The organism is Halorubrum gandharaense (assembly GCF_054654575.1).
Map to the genome: position 1 here is coordinate 1 of NZ_BAAIET010000002.1, position 16374 is coordinate 16374.

16 protein-coding genes are annotated in these 16374 nt (G+C 66.1%); 6 read left to right on the forward strand and 10 right to left on the reverse strand.

What is annotated here, in order from left to right:
* Positions 1–269 precede the first annotated feature (269 nt).
* The gene (locus ACYQ07_RS09050) at positions 270–581 is read right to left on the reverse strand and encodes a non-histone chromosomal MC1 family protein (protein ID WP_459880332.1); all 312 of its coding nucleotides are present in this window, start codon (positions 579–581) and stop codon (positions 270–272) included.
* A 249-nt stretch (positions 582–830) separates the two neighbouring features.
* Here ACYQ07_RS09050 and ACYQ07_RS09055 point away from each other — a divergent pair, with 249 nt between their 5' ends.
* Both ACYQ07_RS09055 and ACYQ07_RS09060 read left to right on the forward strand, forming a co-directional pair.
* Positions 831–1034 (forward strand): hypothetical protein, encoded by a 204-nt coding sequence (locus tag ACYQ07_RS09055; protein WP_459883038.1) that lies wholly within the window; start codon positions 831–833, stop codon positions 1032–1034.
* A 167-nt stretch (positions 1035–1201) separates the two neighbouring features.
* The gene (locus tag ACYQ07_RS09060) at positions 1202–2257 is read left to right on the forward strand and encodes a quinone-dependent dihydroorotate dehydrogenase (protein ID WP_459880335.1); all 1056 of its coding nucleotides are present in this window, start codon (positions 1202–1204) and stop codon (positions 2255–2257) included.
* A gap of 35 nt (positions 2258–2292) precedes the next feature.
* Here ACYQ07_RS09060 and ACYQ07_RS09065 read toward each other — a convergent pair whose 3' ends face one another.
* The 3 genes from ACYQ07_RS09065 to ACYQ07_RS09075 form a co-directional block, all read right to left on the reverse strand.
* Entirely contained in the window at positions 2293–4959 is a 2667-nt protein-coding gene (locus ACYQ07_RS09065) for a valine--tRNA ligase (RefSeq protein WP_459880338.1), read from the reverse strand.
* A 745-nt stretch (positions 4960–5704) separates the two neighbouring features.
* The gene (locus ACYQ07_RS09070; protein WP_459880341.1) at positions 5705–5947 is read right to left on the reverse strand and encodes a ferredoxin; all 243 of its coding nucleotides are present in this window, start codon (positions 5945–5947) and stop codon (positions 5705–5707) included.
* A 160-nt stretch (positions 5948–6107) separates the two neighbouring features.
* Entirely contained in the window at positions 6108–6785 is a 678-nt protein-coding gene (locus ACYQ07_RS09075) for a class I SAM-dependent methyltransferase (RefSeq protein ID WP_459880344.1), read from the reverse strand.
* 197 nt (positions 6786–6982) lie between these two features.
* Between ACYQ07_RS09075 and ACYQ07_RS09080 the strand changes: the two genes are divergently transcribed.
* On the forward strand, positions 6983–7570 hold the full coding sequence (locus ACYQ07_RS09080; protein WP_459880347.1) for a DUF7090 family protein: 588 nt from the start codon (positions 6983–6985) through the stop codon (positions 7568–7570).
* A 29-nt stretch (positions 7571–7599) separates the two neighbouring features.
* Here the strand turns inward: ACYQ07_RS09080 and ACYQ07_RS09085 are convergent, their stop codons facing one another.
* Entirely contained in the window at positions 7600–8481 is an 882-nt protein-coding gene (locus tag ACYQ07_RS09085) for a DUF7089 family protein (protein WP_459880350.1), read from the reverse strand.
* Positions 8481–8570, reverse strand: a complete 90-nt coding sequence (locus ACYQ07_RS09090) for a hypothetical protein (protein ID WP_459880353.1) — start codon at positions 8568–8570, stop codon at positions 8481–8483. Before ACYQ07_RS09090 ends, ACYQ07_RS09085 begins: the two co-directional genes overlap by 1 nt.
* A gap of 144 nt (positions 8571–8714) precedes the next feature.
* Between ACYQ07_RS09090 and ACYQ07_RS09095 the strand changes: the two genes are divergently transcribed.
* Positions 8715–9209, forward strand: coding sequence for a hypothetical protein (locus tag ACYQ07_RS09095; RefSeq protein ID WP_459880355.1), 495 nt, complete (start codon positions 8715–8717; stop codon positions 9207–9209).
* A 120-nt stretch (positions 9210–9329) separates the two neighbouring features.
* Complete coding sequence (locus tag ACYQ07_RS09100) at positions 9330–9899, forward strand: NUDIX domain-containing protein (protein ID WP_459880358.1); 570 nt, start codon at positions 9330–9332, stop codon at positions 9897–9899.
* Between the two features lie 18 nt (positions 9900–9917).
* Here the strand turns inward: ACYQ07_RS09100 and ACYQ07_RS09105 are convergent, their stop codons facing one another.
* From ACYQ07_RS09105 to ACYQ07_RS09120, 4 genes are all read right to left on the reverse strand, one after another.
* Positions 9918–11099 carry an aspartate kinase gene (locus tag ACYQ07_RS09105; protein WP_459880360.1) on the reverse strand — a complete coding sequence of 394 codons (1182 nt, stop codon included), beginning with the start codon at positions 11097–11099 and terminating at the stop codon, positions 9918–9920.
* Positions 11100–11413: 314 nt separating this feature from the next.
* Positions 11414–12127: an OapC/ArvC family zinc-ribbon domain-containing protein gene (locus ACYQ07_RS09110; RefSeq protein ID WP_459880363.1), complete on the reverse strand. Its 714-nt coding sequence runs from the start codon at positions 12125–12127 to the stop codon at positions 11414–11416.
* Positions 12128–12529: a DUF2073 domain-containing protein gene (locus ACYQ07_RS09115; RefSeq protein ID WP_459880366.1), complete on the reverse strand. Its 402-nt coding sequence runs from the start codon at positions 12527–12529 to the stop codon at positions 12128–12130.
* Entirely contained in the window at positions 12529–13170 is a 642-nt protein-coding gene (locus ACYQ07_RS09120; protein WP_459880368.1) for an Era-like GTP-binding protein, read from the reverse strand. The genes ACYQ07_RS09115 and ACYQ07_RS09120 overlap by 1 nt, the downstream gene beginning before the upstream one ends.
* Before the next feature lie 1292 nt (positions 13171–14462).
* On the opposite strand from ACYQ07_RS09120, the gene ACYQ07_RS09125 reads away from it, so the two are divergent.
* Positions 14463–16283: a Cdc6/Cdc18 family protein gene (locus tag ACYQ07_RS09125; RefSeq protein WP_459880370.1), complete on the forward strand. Its 1821-nt coding sequence runs from the start codon at positions 14463–14465 to the stop codon at positions 16281–16283.
* Positions 16284–16374: the final 91 nt, after the last annotated feature.

Sequence of the window (16374 nt, forward strand, 5' to 3'; positions counted from 1 at the left end):
AGGTTCACATGGTGCTTCCACGGGTTCGCGCTCGCCGACGAACATCCCTGAACGGGGGGATGCGCGATCGGCAAGCAAGTATTGACGCAACCATAAGTGGCGACCACATCAGCGTGAGCGGCACACGGGAGTCTAGCTCTAGCGTCTTGCCAGCGGCTGGCCAGTCATAGCAGACGCACGTCGGGCCGACCGGATATCGGTCGCGCACGGCGGCCTAGCCGCTACGTGGTCGGGGATCTCTCGAAAAACGCGGAATTCGTCGTGGGAACTTACGCTTCGTCGAGGTGTTCGATACCCTGCTTCGAGACGTTTGCCTCGGTGATCTCCTCGGGCATCCAGTCCGGGCTATTGTCCGGTGCCTCTTCCTCCCACGACCAGCCTTCGTACTTGTGGACCTTGTCCGTCCCCTTTTCACGGAGACGAAGCGTTTCACGAGGAGCTTCCTCCTCGGAAGACGCAGCCTCGAGTCGTCGGGCCGCCTTCAGCGCGGCCTGTCGCGGCGTGCTCCCGGAGAACACGCTGGGCTCCGATCCATCCTCCTCGCGAAGTGCGAAGTTCCGTTTACCATCTTCACGTACCATGGTTTTGACCTCCATGGCAACCCAGCACACAATGTGTTATAAATATATCGGGGAAATGAGCACTGTGTAACCTGTCTTTTATATACGACAACGGCGCTCGCCGGCGATTTTCGGCGGATGTCGACGGAAAACACACCGAATTCGGCTCGGAATCAGGGGGTTACGGCTCGCGCGCGCAACTATCAGCGTGCTAAGCCGTAAACAACACTTATGTACCTCCTCGGGCCAAGTTCGACGCAGACAACCGCGATGGTTCGCAAGAAGAAGCTCAGCCCGAGTGGCGCCAAAGACGAGCACGGCGAGTACCACAACGTCCACGTGAACCTCCACGAGGACGAGCTCGCCGTTGCCGGCATGGAGATCGGCGACGAAGTGTTCGTTCGCGTCCGTGACGGGAAGATCATCATCCAGAAGGCGGATTCCGACCCCGAGGAACTGGAACACGACTTCTGACTCCCTCTCCTTTCGACGACACGAGCCACGCAGAGCGACGGCGACGGCGCCGCCGAGGGTGGCGCCGCCGACAAGGGTCGCGCCCGACGGCGATCCCACAACAACGTGCTCGGCCATGCCGGCGGAAGGCCGGCGGATTCTTGCCGGTTGCCGCCCACTATCTCCCAATGAGCGTCTACGACCTGCTGAAACCGGCGTTGTTCACGCTCCCGCCGGAGACAGCGCACAACGCGACACACCGGCTACTCCGGACCGCACAGGATACACCCATCGAGGACGCGCTCCGTGAGCGGTACACCGTCTCGAACCCGCGGCTGATGACCGAGGCGTTCGATTGTACGTTCCCGAACCCGGTCGGGGTCGCCGCGGGCTTCGACAAGAACGCGGAGGTGCCACGGGCGCTCGGCGCGCTCGGGTTCGGACACGTCGAGGTCGGCGGTGTCACTGCCGAGCGCCAGCCGGGGAACTCGCGCCCGCGAATGTTCCGGCTCCGTGAAGACCGCGCGCTGATCAACCGGATGGGGTTCAACAACGAGGGTGCCGACGCCGTCGGCGACCGCCTCGACCGCGAGCCGCACCCGGACGTGCCGCTCGGGATCAACATCGGGAAGTCGAAGTCGACCCCCTTAGAGGAGGCGGCCGACGACTACCTCTACACGTACGAGCGCGTCGCGAACGCGGGCGACTACTTCGTCGTCAACGTCTCCAGTCCCAACACGCCCGGGCTCCGTGAGCTTCAGAACCGGGAAGCGTTAGAGGAGATTCTCGGAACGCTCGCGGACGCGGGCGCGTCTCCCCTCTTGGTGAAGCTCTCGCCCGACCTCCCCAAGCCGGCCGTCGAGGACGCGCTAGCAGTCGTCGACGACCTCAACCTCGACGGCGTCGTCGCCACCAACACGACGACCGAACGCTCCTCCTCGCTTCGGAGCCCCGAGCGCGTCGAGCGCGGCGGACTCTCCGGGAAGCCGATCGAGTCGACGGCGACCGACCTCGTTCGGTTCGTCGCGGAGCGCACGGACGTGCCCGTGGTCGGGGTGGGAGGCGTCTCGGACGCGAAGGGCGCCTACGAGAAGATCCGTGCGGGCGCGTCAGTCGTCCAGCTGTACACCGGTCTCGTCTACGAGGGGCCGAGCGTCGCCCGCGAGATCAACGAAGGACTGATCGACCTGCTGGAGCGGGACGGATTCGGCTCCGTAGAAGAGGCGGTCGGCGCCGACCTGTAACGGACGATTGTAAAACGGGAGCGAGTCGGTTGGGATTACGCCTCGTTGCGAACGATGACGACCACGTCGTCGGCCTCGAGGAACTCGCCGTCGCCCTCGTACCGCCGCTCACGTTCGATCTCAAACTCCTCGCCCGAGAGCGTGACGCCTGCGACGTGGAGTTCGTCGCCGTCGATCTCGTAGTCCTCCTGCGCGAGCGCACCCTCGATCTCGCCCACCTGGTCGCCGAACTTCGGGCCGACCAGCGAGTAGTCGAGGTCGATACCGCTCACGACCGTCTCGACGGGCGCCTCCACGTCGGGATGGACGGTGAGGTCCGAGACGTGCATCACGCCGGTTACGTCCTCCTCGAAGCCGCGCACGTCGGCGTACACCTCGACCTCGTCGAGGTCGGCGTTGAGCGGGAGCTGGTGGTTGCTCTTGTACCGGCGGAGCGCGCCGACGACGGCGATGGCGGCGGCGCCGCCCTCGTGGTCCGCCTCGACGCCGAGCGGCTCGGGCCACTCCGCGAGGTGGACGGAGTCGGTCGCGTCGCCGGTCGCCTCGTCGGCGTACATGTCGTGCCACAGCTCCTCGGAGACGTGCGCGAGGAACGGGGCGAACAGCTTCACGAACCGGCGGTGAACGACCGCGAGCGTGTACGCCGCGGATGCGTCGTTGCGCTCCTTGGCGATCTCCAGGTAGTCGTCACAGAAGGTGCCCCAGAAGAACGACCGGAGGCCGTCCCGCGCCTTCGAGAACTCGCGGCGCTCAAGCTGGCCGGTGAGCGTCTCGATCTCGCGGTCGAGCTCGGCGAGCATCCAGCGGTCGAGCTCGCGGAGTTTGTCGGGACGCTCGGGATACGGCTCGTCGGTCAGCGACTCGACGAGCTTCGAGGCGTTCCAGAGCTTGCGGATCAGCTTCTCGCCCGCGCGAAGGCCCTTCTCCTGGTACGGGAGGTCGTCGCCGACCGCGGATCCGGCGGCCCAGTAGCGCGCGGCGTCGACCGGGTACTCCTCGAGCACCTCGTCGGGGGCGACGATGTTCCCTTTCGATTTGGACATCTTCTCGCGGTTCTCGTCGAGCACCATCCCGTTGATCATCGTGGAGTCGAACGGCACCTCACCGGTGTGTTCGTAACACTTGATGACGGTGTGGAACAGCCAGAAGGAGATGATGTCGTGGCCCTGCGGGCGCACGTCCATCGGGTAGATCTCCGGGCGCTCCATGGTGAACTCGCCGGCGTCCGCGTCCCAGTCCCAACCCGCGTTGATGAGCGGGGTGAGCGAGGAGGTTGCCCACGTGTCGAACACGTCGTCCTCGGGGACGAACTCGGTGTGCCCACACTCGGGACAGGCGTCAATGGGCGGGTCGTCGGAGAGGGGGTCGACCGGGAGATCCGCCTTCTCGGCCATCACCTCGGCGTCGCACTCCTCGCAGTACCAGACGGGGAACGGGATGCCCGAGGAGCGCTGGCGGGAGATGAGCCAGTCCCACTGGAGCCCCTCGACCCAGTGCTCGTACCGGGTGAACATCTTGTCGGGGAACCACTCCATCTCCCGGCCGGCCTGCAGGTACTCCTCGCGTTTGTCCAGCACCTCGACGTACCACTGCTCGGTGACGAGGAACTCCACGCTCGTGCCACACCGCTCGTGGACGTTCACCGCGTGGGAGATCTCCCAGCGGTCCAGCAGCGCGCCGGCGTCGTCGAGGTCGGCGACGATCGCCTCGCGCGCGTCGCCCGCGTGCATACCTTCGTACTTGTCGGCCACGTCGGTCATGTGTGCGGACTCGTCGATGGCGACCCGAAGGTCGAGGTCGTGGATCTGGTACCACTCGATGTCGTTCTGGTCACCGAACGTACAGCACATCACGATCCCCGAGCCCGTCTCCATGTCGACGCGCTCGTCCGCGATGATGGGGACCTCGTGGCCGAACAGCGGCACCTCGGCGCGCTCCCCAACGAGCGCCGCGTTCTCCTCGTCGTCCGGGTGGACGAAGACGGCGACGCAGGCGGGGAGGAGTTCGGGGCGCGTCGTCGAGATGATGAAGGCGTCCGGCGCGTCGCCGGCGTCGGAGACGTCGTCGTCCGCCGCCTCGTCGGCGGAGTCCGCGACGCCGAACTCGATGTCGTGGAAGTGCGAGTCGCGCTCGTCGTCCTCCGTCTCCACCTGCGAGATGGCGGTCTCACACTCGGGACACCAGATCGCCGGCGCCTCCTCGCGGTACTCGCGACCCTGCTCGTAGAGGTCGATGAAGGAGAGCTGGGAGACGCGCTGGACCTCGGGCGAGATGGTGCGGTAGGTGTTGTTCCAGTCGATGGAGAGCCCGACGCCCTGCATCTTCTCGGTGAACTCGGCCTCGTACTCCTGACAGATTTCCCGGCACTTCTGCTGGAACTCGCGGCGGTCGAAGTCCTGATGGCGGATGTCGAGTTCGCGCTCGGCGAGGCGCTCGGAGGCGATCCCGTTGTCGTCGTAGCCGAACGGGTAGAACACCTCGCCGCCGTTCATCCGCTCGAAGCGCGCGACGACGTCCTGCAGAATGGAACCGTACACGTGGCCCCAGTGGAGGCTCCCCGACACCGTCGGCGGCGGGGTGTCGATGGAGAAGGCGGTGTTCGGGTCGACCGGTTCCTCCGGATAGGCGTACGTCTCCTCGTCGACCCACGTCCGCTGCCAGTGCGGCTCCGCGACGTCCGGGTCGTACTCTCCGCTGGGCATTGTTGCCCGACCGTTCCGGCGGTTGCCCCTTAACCGCCTCGGTTGTGCGGGAACGCCTAGCACCAATCCCCGCCAATGGCGGTGGCGTCGCCGGCGCCTTGCGCCGGCGGGCCGCGGCGGCGAAGCCGACGCGAGGCGCCCGGCAAGCGCCTATAAGGCGCGAGCCGGAGTGCGAGGGAGGCAGGCGCCCGCCGGCGCTGCGGTGCGGTCCGCCGGCGGGCGCTCCGCCGAGGCTGGGGAGGTGTGAGGTGCGGTCGCGGTGCTGTTCGAGGTGGGACTCAAAGGGGTAGTCGGCTCCGGGAAGACGGGCGACGTAAGCACTCAAACGGCCGAGCTGTGCGGAGAGGCCTTTTGAGCGCGTGGTTCGAGAGAGCTGCGCTCTCTCGTCATCACGAAAATTTCCGATTTTCGGACGACAGCGAGCGTCCCGCGAGCGGGGCGAGGGCGACCGGAGGGAGCCCTCGATAGCGAACGGCGAAGCCGTGAGCACTGCGAGCGGGACGACGGACGTCGCAGCCCGCGAGCGTCGTGAGGTGTGACCGGAGGGAGCACCGCAATTCGCGAGCGGCGAAGCCGCGAGCAGCGAGCCGGACCATCTTCCGGAACCCTCGACCGGAGCCGGCTAGGGCTTTGGCGGTCCCGTTCTCCGCGCTTGCCGTCGCACTACCCTCACCAACCGCTTAGAAGCCGTACGTCACACCAACCGGCTCACCAACCGCTTAAAAGCGCTCGACGACCGAGTCGTTCACACCACCTGTTCGCCGTCGTCGTCGTACACCTCGATGGCGTCGACGGGGCAGACCCGCGCGGAGAACTTCGCCTCGAACTCCTCGTCATCGGGCACCTCGACCTCGAACACGTCCTCCGCAACCTCCTCGGCGTCGAGGAGGTCCGCCTTACCGTCGTGTTCGTCCTTCTCGAAGCCGTCCCACTCGGCGACGCACTGGAACATTCCGATGCAGGTGTCGCGGTCGAATCGCACGTACATGCCACGGCGTTCGGCGAGCGGGTACAAAGCCGTGGCGACCCCGACGCGATTCGCGAGCCCGTCTCGGCCGTCAGGCGCCGGCATCCGCCGCCGGACGCCGCCGCCTCCGGTCGGCGCAAACTCCGCTCTCCAAACCGCGACCGCGTCACCGCTCCCGCCGTTACGGCACCACGCCGACCGTCAGCAGCGTCCCCCACGTGCGGTAGCGGTCGACCATCGCCTCGCGGGTCTCCCAGCTGTCGGTGGGGAAGGCGTCGGCCGGCGGGATCTCGATGTCGCGGTCCGGGATCGTGTCCTGTGCGGCGACGTGGAGCCCGGCGTCACGGAACGCCTCCCGATACTGCTCGCGGTTCCACAGCGTCATCTCGACGGCGATGTTCGCCTGCCACCCGTGGGTGTGCTCACTCTCCTCGAAGTAGTTGACCGCACAGTAGAACGTGCCGCCGGGTTTCAGCACCCGTCGCACCTCCTCAAGGGTGTTGTGCGGGTCGGACGCGTAGTAGAACGCCTCCATCGTCACCACGTGGTCCAGCGAGTCGTCCGCGAACGGGAGCGCGTCGAAGTCCCCGACGAGGAAGCCCACGTCCGCGTCGTCGGTGTAGCTGCGCGCGTTGCGCGCCATCTCGGGTGCGCCGTCGAGCCCGTAACCGCGGGCGATCCCGCGCTCGCGGAGCGCGCGCAGCGCGTAGCCCGACCCCGTCCCGAGGTCGAGGACGGCGTCGCCCGCCTCGACCGGCATCCGGGCGAGCACGTGTTTCGCGGTGTGCCAGTGGCGGTCCTCCATCCCGCGGTCCTTCCCCGAGGTGGCCCACGCGTCGAACTCCTCTCTGACGCTCATGGGCGGACCACGGGCGGCCGGGTGAAAACCGGTTCGGAGCGCGGAAACCGGTTCGGAGCGCGGAAACCGGTTCGGAGCGCGAAAGCCGGGTCGGACCACGGAAACCGGGTCGGAGCCTGGGGCCCGTACAGCCCCACCCCACACCCGCGTGTGAAAATCCCCCGCACCGTTAAGTCGGTCCGGCGGCTTCCGTCGGTATGGACTACGCGCTCGCCGTCGAGAACGGACCGGAGACGATTCCCGGGGGCACCGGGCTGCTGCTCGTCCACCCGAGTATCGGCGAGACGGACCGCATCGACACCGACTTTCTGAAGACGGACACGGACGCGTTCCTGGTCGTTTCCACGCGAACCACCGCCCGCGAAGTCGAGCAGAAGCTGGAATACTACGACGTGGACGAGGAGAAGGCGTCCATCCTCGACACCATCTCCGTCGAGCGGGGCTACTCCCGGCGCTCCAGCGAGAAGGTGTACTACGTCTCGGCGCCCGACGACCTCGACGGCGTCGTCGACCGCGTCGAGCGCTTCCTCGCGGAGAACGACGGCAAGCGCCGCGTCTCGGTGGACTCGCTCACGGAGATGGCGTACTACGCCGACGACGACGCAGTGTACGAGGCCGCCGCCGACATCCTCGACCTCCTTGAGAAACACGACGCCGTCGGCATCTTCCACCTCTCCGAGGAGGTCCACGAGGTGGCGACGCTCGACCGCTTCCGTGACCTGTTCGGCGGCGTCATCGAACTCGACGGGGACGGCAACGTGGACGTGTCGGTTGAAAACTCGTAATCGAGGCCGTCCTCACTCGTCCGCCGCCCTCACTCGTCCGCCGCCATCGCCGCAAACGTCTTTTCCGCCCACTTCACCGCGTAGGGAGCGCCGCGCTCGCGGTACGCCGCGGTGTCGAGGGCGTCGAACGGCGCCGGCAGGTCGAGTCCGTGCCGGACCGCCGAGCAGGCGTACTCCGTCGCGGTTGGGAAGTCCGTCTCGCCGCGCGCCACTTCGCCCGTCAGCCCGTCGAGCCGCCCGGTGAGGCGCTCGCCGGCGTCGACCCACGTCTCGTACAGCCGCGGGTGATCGCCCTCCCACTCTGCACACACCTCGCGGGTGTGGAGGCCGACCCAAGCGTCGAACAGGGCGTTCGCCACCTGGAAGGCGTCGTTCGGGCCGTATCCCGTGTCGAGGGTGGCCGCAACGTCGGCACTCTCGTCGTCCGTGGCGGTGTCTGGCGCCGGCGGCGACCGAACCGCCCGGTCGAGGTCGGGATACAGCTCGCCGAAGAAGGGGAGGAACGTCTCGGGGAGCCGGTCCGCAGTGTTCGTGCTCGGCTCCGCGCCGATCTGCACCAGCCCGTCCGCGATCAGGAGCGCGAGGAAGTCGTCCGGCGTCGTCTCCGCACGCTTTTTCACCAGCAGCGTCGGGGGTTCGGTCTGGGTGGTGCGCACGACGGTCCCGCCGCCGGCCAGCCCGATGGTAAAGTCGGGGCCGGCGTACCGGCGGAGGAGCTCCGGCGCGTCATCCGGCAGCCACGAGTCGGGATAGCTCGCCGGCGCGAGCGCGTCGACGAACAGCCCCAGGTCCTCGGCTGCCGCTGGCGGCAGCGTCTCGAAGTCCGCGTCGACGTCGAGCACGGGAGAGTCCGGCGCGTGCCGGTCCCGTACCGCCTCAACGTCGGCGGGAAGCTCTCGGGGCGAGAACATCACCCGAAGACGTACGAGAGGATGATGAGGACGGAGAGGACAGTCGACACGCCGACCGTACCGAGAACGACCTTGGTGGCCTTGCTCATACGTGGGCGTGTGCGCGCCGTTCGCTTAAAACCATCCAGTTCCGGCGAGCAGGCGACGGCCCGACTGCCGCATCGAGGTGCCGACTCCTCCAACCGCGCTCTCCCGACCACGAGTTTAAGTCGTCGGCCGCGGAAAGCGGTCCTATGCGGATCCGTGACGCACTCGAATCGGACGCCGAGGCGCTCGCCCGCCTCGCCGACCGACCGACGGAGGTGATGGCCGATCTCGTCCACGAGCGATCGGTGCGCGTTGCAGTGGCGGAGTCGGCAGCCGGGAGCGGCGAAACCGACGGCGCCGGCGCGGACAGCGATGTCGGTGGGAAGGGTGACGCCAGCGGTGCGGACGGCGCAACCGGCTTTCTCGCCTTCGACGTGCACGCGGACGCCGTCCACGTCACCGACTTCGCCGGCTCGCGGGCGGCGACCGACCGACTGTTCGAGGAGCCACGCCGGTTCGCCGCCCGGGAGGGGATGGTCGTCGAGGCGGTCGTCGCCGACGGCGACGATGAGGGGAGCGCCGCCGTCGAGGCTGCCGGGTTCGAACACGTCGGACCGGGTCCCCGATTCGAAGGCCGGCCAACGTCGCGGTACCGGCTGGATCCTGACGGGAAATCTGACGGCGTCGACGATCACGACTGAACGACGTCGACAAGCGATTGAACGGTGGCCGCAATCGCGACTGAACGGTGGCCTCGACCACCCGCCCCCGAAGTTTATCGGGTATCCGACTTTTAAGCCCTCTGAGACCAAGGTTTCGGTATGGAGATCAACCGCGCGGACGTCGACCGGCGGCTCCGTCGGCTCCGGGACGCCTATCCCGACGCCCACGTGGTGGATGCGCAGCGGACCGTGCCGGGAGATCGGTTCGCCGAGCTCCGCGAGCGAGCGCGGGCGGGGTACGTCGGCACCGCCTCCGTCCGCGTTCGCGACGACCGAGGGAAGACTCCGCGCGTGCTGGTCGTGATGGAGCGCGACGAGCACCGCTGGACGCTGCCAGGCGCTGAGCGCGAATCCTCGGGCACCTTCGAATCGGCCGCAACGCGAGCAACACGCGAGCTGACGGGCGTCGTCCCCGACATCGACGGGTGTTTGCGCGTCGACCGGGTCGTCGTCGATTCCGCAGCCACGACGAATGGGGGCGACGGCCGGAGAGACGACGACCGGATCCACCTCGTGTACGCGGTGTTCGACGCGGTTCGTGACGCCGGCTCGATCGTCATCGACAACGAGCAGCTGGCGGGCGCGGCGTGGGTCGCCGAGCGCCCGGCGCGCACGACGGCGCTGCTGTCGGAGCATGACGCCTGGTTCCCCGCCGGAACCGGTGCGTGACGAAAAAGGAAGGCCCAGTCAGTCGAGCTGCTGTTGGACGATTTCGAGCGCGGCCTCGCGGTCCTCCCAATCGACGAACACGGCGACGCTCGTCGCGCTCGTGATCAGGTCGATGATGTTGATCCCCGCCTCGCCCAGCGGGCCGATCACCTTCTGGATCACGCCCGGCTGGTTGGGGAGCTCGCCGCCGGTGACGCGAATGACCGCGATCGGGTCGTCGACCGTCACCGACGAGAGCGCGTCGTCCGCGACGACCGCGTCGTGAAGCAGCGCCTCAGTCGTTTCCGCGAGGTCGACGTCGACGTAGAACGTCACGGAGTCCATCCCGGAGGCGACCGCGTCCACGTTGATCCCCTCCTCGCGAAGCGGGTTGGAGAGCTCCGAGAGGATTCCCGGCCGGTTGCGGATCGCGCGCCCGGCGACGGTGAGACACGCCAGCGGCTCCTCGCGCATGTCGATCAGGCTCTCGAACTGGCCCTCGATCCGGGTTCCCCCACGGAGTAGGTCGCCGTGCTGGTAGTGGACGACCCGAACGTCGAGGGTACCGTCCTTGTACGACAGCGCCGAGGGAGCGACCACTTCGGCGCCGCGGAACGAGAGGTTTCGGAGCTCGTCGACGGTGATCCGCCCGACGTTTCGCGCCCCCTCGACCACGCGGGGGTCGCCGGTCATCACGCCCTCCACGTCGGTGACGATGACGACCTCGTCGGCGTCCATGTAGTTGCCCAGCATCACGGCAGTGGTGTCGGAGCCGCCGCGACCGAGCGTCGTCACGTTCCCCTCGTGGTCCTCCGCGAGGAACCCGGTGATGACGGGGACCACGCCGTCGAGGTCGGCGGCGACCGCCTTCGCGCGCTTGCGCGTCTCCTCGACGTCGACCTCGCCGCGCTCGTTGGTGATCACCGGCCAGTCGGGGTGGCCGGGTTCGAGAAAGACGGCGTCGATCCCGCGAGCGGCGAGGGCGGCTTTCAGCATCCGGACGCTGGTCCGTTCGCCCATCGAGACGATCTCCGAGCGGTCAGCCTCGTCCGTCTCGAAGGTGATGTCCTCGAGCAGGTCGTCGGTCGTCGACCCCATCGCGCTGGCGACGACGGCGATCTCGTGGCCCGCTTCGACGGCGTTCGCGACCGAGTCGGCCGCACGGTTGATCCGGTCACCGCTGCCGAGGCTCGTCCCGCCGAACTTTGCGACTACGCGCATCCGTGCCCTCCGCGTCGTGCGACGCCGGCCGGTCGAGAGACGTGAGATGATTCGTCCACAAACATGCGACTCCGTAGCGGAGGGAGCCGCATAACTGTGTCCTCTCCGTCAAGGGTCGCCCAGGTACGTGGTGGACCCGGTATATGGGATCCCCCGGGTCCACACATGGAGAGCATTCGGGTGGAGAGCCTTCGGGTGGAGAGCATTCGGGTGTTGTCCCACGGATCGGCAGCATGTGGCGCCAGAAGGAGATCTCCACCGGAAGTGAAGGGGATTCGGATGGCTGGGGAAAGGAGGCGAAGGCGGACTGGCGGCTATTCGTCGTCGGAAGCGCCCCAAGCGTCGGGCATCTCGATGACGTAGCGACCGTCCTCCTGCAACGAGATGATGTACTCCTGTCTGTCGTACAGCTCCATCAGGTTGAGCTCGTACTTTCCGGGACTGACGATCCGAATGCTCTCGAACTGGTCGTTGAGCTCCTCACGGAGATCACCGATGTTGGGCCGATGCTCCTCGCCGTCGGCGTCATCCGACGCCGACTCGCCGGCGGGCTCACGGGCCGCACGGTCGAGTTCGTCGGGACTGACGACATCGGAACGAGCGCTCGCCTGCGCGGTGTCCTCGCCGTCAGCCGCCTCCGCGGATTCCGCCGCACCGCGGCGCCGGTCCGTCGACGGCGCGTCGACGGGCTCGGTGGTTCCCTCGCGAGAGTCCGCCCCCGCCGATTCGGTTCGCCCGTCGTCGGCGTCGGACCCCCCGTTGTTTCGAGTGGATGCGCTCGACGTCGCCGAGCGCTCCGCCGGAGATGGGGCGTCGTCGTGTGGAGTGGGAGCGTCCGGGCTGGAGGAAGCGTCGGGAGGGGAGGAAGCGTCCGGGCTGGAGGGTTCGTCGCCCGTCGCCGGCGCGTCGCTGGTTGCTCCTTTCGGCTGGAACTGGAACTTGTTGCCGCCACAGTCGGGACAGCCTGAGAGCATCTCCTTGGAACCGTCGGCAAACGTCCGGCCACAGGAGGTACACTGATGCGGCATTTACTTGCGGGAGACGAGCGTGCTGATCAAGTTCTCGTCTTTGTGGAGCGTCTCGATCTGGTTAGCGGGTCCGATGACGGTGAGCTTTTTCGTCGACTCCCGGCCCATCAGCTTGTCGAGGAAGCTCTGGTCGGTCGCCTCCGCCTTCGGATACGTCTCGATCTCGATGCCGGTGAAGTCGTCCGGGCTGATCTCCGTCATCGTCACCTCGATGAGCTTTGACTCCTCGTCCGGAGAGAGTCCCTCCTCAAGGATGACAATGTTCCCCTCGCGGACGCCGTCGAGGATGAGCCGGATCTTCTCCATGCTCGTGAGCCCCTCCATCCGGGCGCCGCTTATCATGTCGATGCGAACGCCGTCGTCGCCGTTCTCCTCGTCCACGTCGGGTTTTGCACCCGGCATTATCCGAAGTACTCCGCGATCTTCGAGTACACTTCGTCCATGTTCTCACCCTCCAGCGCCGAGAGCGGAATCGTCTCATGCTGGGGGAAGGCGTTGGCGATACGCTGGACGTTCGACTCGGGTAGGTCCGTCTTGTTCGCGAGGATGAGCACGGGCAGATCCTGTGACTCGATGATCCCGATGAGCATCGTGTTCACCTGCGTGAACGGGTCCGTCGACGAGTCGAGGACGTAGATGACGCCGTCGACGTCCTCGCGGAGCCAGTGCATGGCCTCGGCGACGCCCTCGGTCGCCTCGCGGGAGCGGCGAACGGCATCGTCCTTCTCCATGTCGTGGTCAAGGAACTCCTTGTAGTCGACCTTCGTGGTGACTCCTGGCGTGTCGACGATGTCGATCGTCACCTGTCGGCCGTCGCGCTCGATGACGACGTTCTCCTTGCGCCGGGCGCGGCGCGTTTCGTGTGGAATGTGGCTCTCCGGCCCGACGGCGTCACCCGTCCAGTCGCGTGCAATACGGTTCGCGAGGGTCGTCTTTCCGGCGTTCGGCGGCCCGTAGATGCCGATCCGCTTGGGCTCGTCGTCGGCGAACAGCCCGTCCGTGACCCGTGAAATGCTGTCTTTGAGATTCGTGAGCAGTCCCATCCTAACCTCCGAATGCTGTTGGTTCTCCCGCGTGCGTGCGGGGAATATAGTCGGTTTCTGCGCCCCTCTCACTTAACAACTGCGTCAGACACCCCAAAATACGGAAAGACGCCGGTTTCGGAGGAAACACGTTCGGACGCGAGAAGTCGTCAGGTAAGGTCGTCGAGCTCCGGCGGCCGAAGTGGAACGCCTCGAATTCGGTAGCATCACGGTCGACGAACGACCCACCAAGGGCTCGAAGCAACGGAAGAATGGAGGAACGGAGGAACGAGCGAGGTGGACGGAACCAGACCACGGACTTGAAGCAGGGGTGGGCAAGACCGCCGGCGATCGCCGGCGGTCAGTGAGTGCCCCAGTCGAACCCCATACCAGACTTCGAAGCAACTCGTTGACGGATGATGAGGGACACGTCGGGGGCCTCCCCCACCCCTTCGTTTCGGGTGGAGACGGTTGGTGGTGGGGTGGGGTGGTGGTCGTTCAGCGGGTTCGTGCCGTCCTTTCCACTTCGAACCAGACCACACTAACCCTAAATCTTCTTTCCAATTGGTTTGCGGATACTGTTATTCAGTATGTGTGGTAAAACCACCGGTTCTAACGCCGTCCGTCTGCCCCTCCCCCACCCACCATTTCCGCGTTCCACCCGAAACGAAGGGGTGGGGGGGGTCTATTGGAATCCGTCATATCCCCGTTGGCAGTTGACGTGTCGGTTTGTCTGTTTGAGAAACGATCACAAACCGGTGAAGTCGTTCGTTCCGGAATCCGAGCTCGAACCGTCCTTCCCGTTCCGGTCTAGCCTTTGCGTACCCCCCACCGTTTCGAGTCCCGGAGACCTCGAACGAAGGTTCGTTGACCGTCTCTCACACCCTTCCTTCGTGTGCGCGCATGCGCTTAATCACTATTTGACCCCTTGTTTCACTTCGAACGTCTCCCCATCTCCAACCGGACCGCTCCCCACCCCCAACCGAACGGCTCCCTGCCCCTAGGTCTACGGTGGCTCTCGGTTACGTCACGGATTTTGTGCCAACGACTTTCAGCCCAATTTCCCATGATGTCCCGCGATCTCCCGGTCCGTACAGCCGGCTTGAGTGGCGGCACCTACTCGAACCCTAATTTCGGATCCGCTGCATCCGATGTGGAGAGGAACACTTTTGTGCCACCTGTTCATCTGGTTCGAGTGCATCAATTGGACGCGACTCGGGACTTCTTTGCCGTAGGATGGCCGTGACACGGCCGCAACGGCGACGTATCCGGGTCACGGGTTCGCGTCTCCACTCGAAACAGAGGGGTTCACCATGGACGAAAAAGACACCGATCCACACGAAAGCGACGAGGACAGGGGGGACCGAGCGACGGATTCGACCGGAAATAGGGGGGATGATCCGTCGCCCGGAGAATCGGTCGATGACCCGTCCGCTGGAGACGCCTCTCCATCCGAGGAGCCCGCCGCGCGCACGACTGCCGACGAGGAGCCGATCGAGAGAAGCTTGGCAGACACCGACTCAACCGAATCGGCCGACCCGACCACCGCAACCGACCCGACCACCGCAACCGACCCGACCACCGCAACCGACCCGACCACCGCAACCGACTCGACCCCCTCGACCGAGTCGCCGGCGAGTACTCCGTCGACCGTCGACGTTTCCGGGGGCGGCCGCGACCGCTCCTCGACGGACGTCGACCTCGGCGGCGTCGTGCTCGACGACGAAGACGACAACCAGGGGTTGTTCGACGACCTCCTCTCCGGCGAGCCGATCTTCGAGAACAAGGAGGTGCTGCGCCCCTCCTACACGCCCCACGAGCTCCCCCACCGGAACGACCAGATCAACCAGATGGCGACGATTCTGGTTTCCGCACTCCGGGGCGAGACGCCCTCGAACATCCTGATCTACGGGAAAACGGGTACCGGCAAAACAGCCTCAGCGAAGTTCGTCTCCCAGGAGCTCGAATCCACCTCCCAGAAGTACGACGTGCCGTGTGAAGTCGAGTACATCAACTGCGAGGTGACGGACACGCAGTATCGCGTCCTCGCCCAACTCGCGAACAAGTTCATCGAGAAGAACCAGAACCTCATTTCCGACCAGCTCGAGCGCTGCCGGGAGCTCCGGTCGGAGGCGGTCGACGCCGCGGGCTCGGGCGGCGCCAGCGAGGTCCTTTCCGACACGAAGTTCGCGGATCTGGACGCGCTCGACGAGCGCATCGCCGAGCTCGAGGAGGACGCGGAGGAAATGGAGGAGGTGCCGATGACGGGGTGGCCGACCGACCGGGTGTACTCGACGTTCTTCGACGCCGTCGACTACCACGAGCGGGTCGTCGTCATCATGCTCGACGAGATCGACAAGCTCGTCGAGAAATCGGGCGACGACACGCTGTACAATCTCTCGCGGATGAACTCCGAGCTCGAAAACTCGCGGATCTCGATCATGGGGATCTCCAACGACCTGAAATTCACCGACTTTCTCGACCCTCGCGTCAAATCCTCGCTCGGCGAGGAGGAGATCGTCTTCCCGCCGTACGACGCCAATCAGCTCCGTGACATCCTCCAACATCGTGCGGACATCGCGTTCAAACCCGACGCGCTCACCGACGACGTGATCCCGCTATGTGCGGCGTTCGCGGCCCAGGAACACGGTGACGCCCGGCGGGCGCTCGACCTCCTGCGGACCGCCGGCGAGCTCGCCGAGCGCTCGCAGGCGGAACTGGTCGGTGAGGAACACGTCCGACAGGCCCAGGACAAGATCGAACTCGACCGTGTCGTCGAGGTCGTCCGCACGCTTCCCACTCAGTCCAAGATCGTCCTCTTTGCCGTCATCCTCCTCGAAAAGAACGGCGTCCACAACATCAACACCGGCGAGGTGTTCAACATCTACAAGCGGCTCTGTGAGGAGATCGACGCCGACGTGCTCACTCAACGGCGCGTCACCGACCTGATCAGCGAGCTCGACATGCTCGGCATCGTCAACGCGGTAGTCGTCTCGAAGGGTCGGTACGGCCGGACGAAGGAGATGGGCCTCTCGGTCCCCATCGACGAAACGGAAGCCGTCCTGCTCTCGGATTCGCGGCTCGGCGATATCGAGAACGCCCAACCGTTCGTGCAGGCCCGGTTCGACAACTGACCGTCGGTGCAACGTGGGTCGCCGATTAACCGTCGCTGCCCCGTCGCTGTCCCGTCGCTGTCCTGCCGATTGAGCTGCTCTCCCGGACGGT

What these genes read in the sequence shown, in the direction of transcription:
- ACYQ07_RS09090 (WP_459880353.1), bottom strand. Translation starts at nt 8,570, where the DNA reads ATGAGCAAGGCCACCAAGGTCGTTCTCGGTACGGTCGGCGTGTCGACT.
- ACYQ07_RS09060 (WP_459880335.1), top strand. Translation starts at nt 1,202, where the DNA reads ATGAGCGTCTACGACCTGCTGAAACCGGCGTTGTTCACGCTCCCGCCG.
- ACYQ07_RS09085 (WP_459880350.1), bottom strand. Translation starts at nt 8,481, where the DNA reads ATGTTCTCGCCCCGAGAGCTTCCCGCCGACGTTGAGGCGGTACGGGAC.
- ACYQ07_RS09115 (WP_459880366.1), bottom strand. Translation starts at nt 12,529, where the DNA reads ATGCCGGGTGCAAAACCCGACGTGGACGAGGAGAACGGCGACGACGGC.
- ACYQ07_RS09050 (WP_459880332.1), bottom strand. Translation starts at nt 581, where the DNA reads ATGGTACGTGAAGATGGTAAACGGAACTTCGCACTTCGCGAGGAGGAT.
- ACYQ07_RS09125 (WP_459880370.1), top strand. Translation starts at nt 14,463, where the DNA reads ATGGACGAAAAAGACACCGATCCACACGAAAGCGACGAGGACAGGGGG.
- ACYQ07_RS09120 (WP_459880368.1), bottom strand. Translation starts at nt 13,170, where the DNA reads ATGGGACTGCTCACGAATCTCAAAGACAGCATTTCACGGGTCACGGAC.
- ACYQ07_RS09070 (WP_459880341.1), bottom strand. Translation starts at nt 5,947, where the DNA reads ATGTACGTGCGATTCGACCGCGACACCTGCATCGGAATGTTCCAGTGC.
- ACYQ07_RS09080 (WP_459880347.1), top strand. Translation starts at nt 6,983, where the DNA reads ATGGACTACGCGCTCGCCGTCGAGAACGGACCGGAGACGATTCCCGGG.
- ACYQ07_RS09105 (WP_459880360.1), bottom strand. Translation starts at nt 11,099, where the DNA reads ATGCGCGTAGTCGCAAAGTTCGGCGGGACGAGCCTCGGCAGCGGTGAC.
- ACYQ07_RS09095 (WP_459880355.1), top strand. Translation starts at nt 8,715, where the DNA reads ATGCGGATCCGTGACGCACTCGAATCGGACGCCGAGGCGCTCGCCCGC.
- ACYQ07_RS09075 (WP_459880344.1), bottom strand. Translation starts at nt 6,785, where the DNA reads ATGAGCGTCAGAGAGGAGTTCGACGCGTGGGCCACCTCGGGGAAGGAC.
- ACYQ07_RS09100 (WP_459880358.1), top strand. Translation starts at nt 9,330, where the DNA reads ATGGAGATCAACCGCGCGGACGTCGACCGGCGGCTCCGTCGGCTCCGG.
- ACYQ07_RS09065 (WP_459880338.1), bottom strand. Translation starts at nt 4,959, where the DNA reads ATGCCCAGCGGAGAGTACGACCCGGACGTCGCGGAGCCGCACTGGCAG.
- ACYQ07_RS09055 (WP_459883038.1), top strand. Translation starts at nt 831, where the DNA reads ATGGTTCGCAAGAAGAAGCTCAGCCCGAGTGGCGCCAAAGACGAGCAC.
- ACYQ07_RS09110 (WP_459880363.1), bottom strand. Translation starts at nt 12,127, where the DNA reads ATGCCGCATCAGTGTACCTCCTGTGGCCGGACGTTTGCCGACGGTTCC.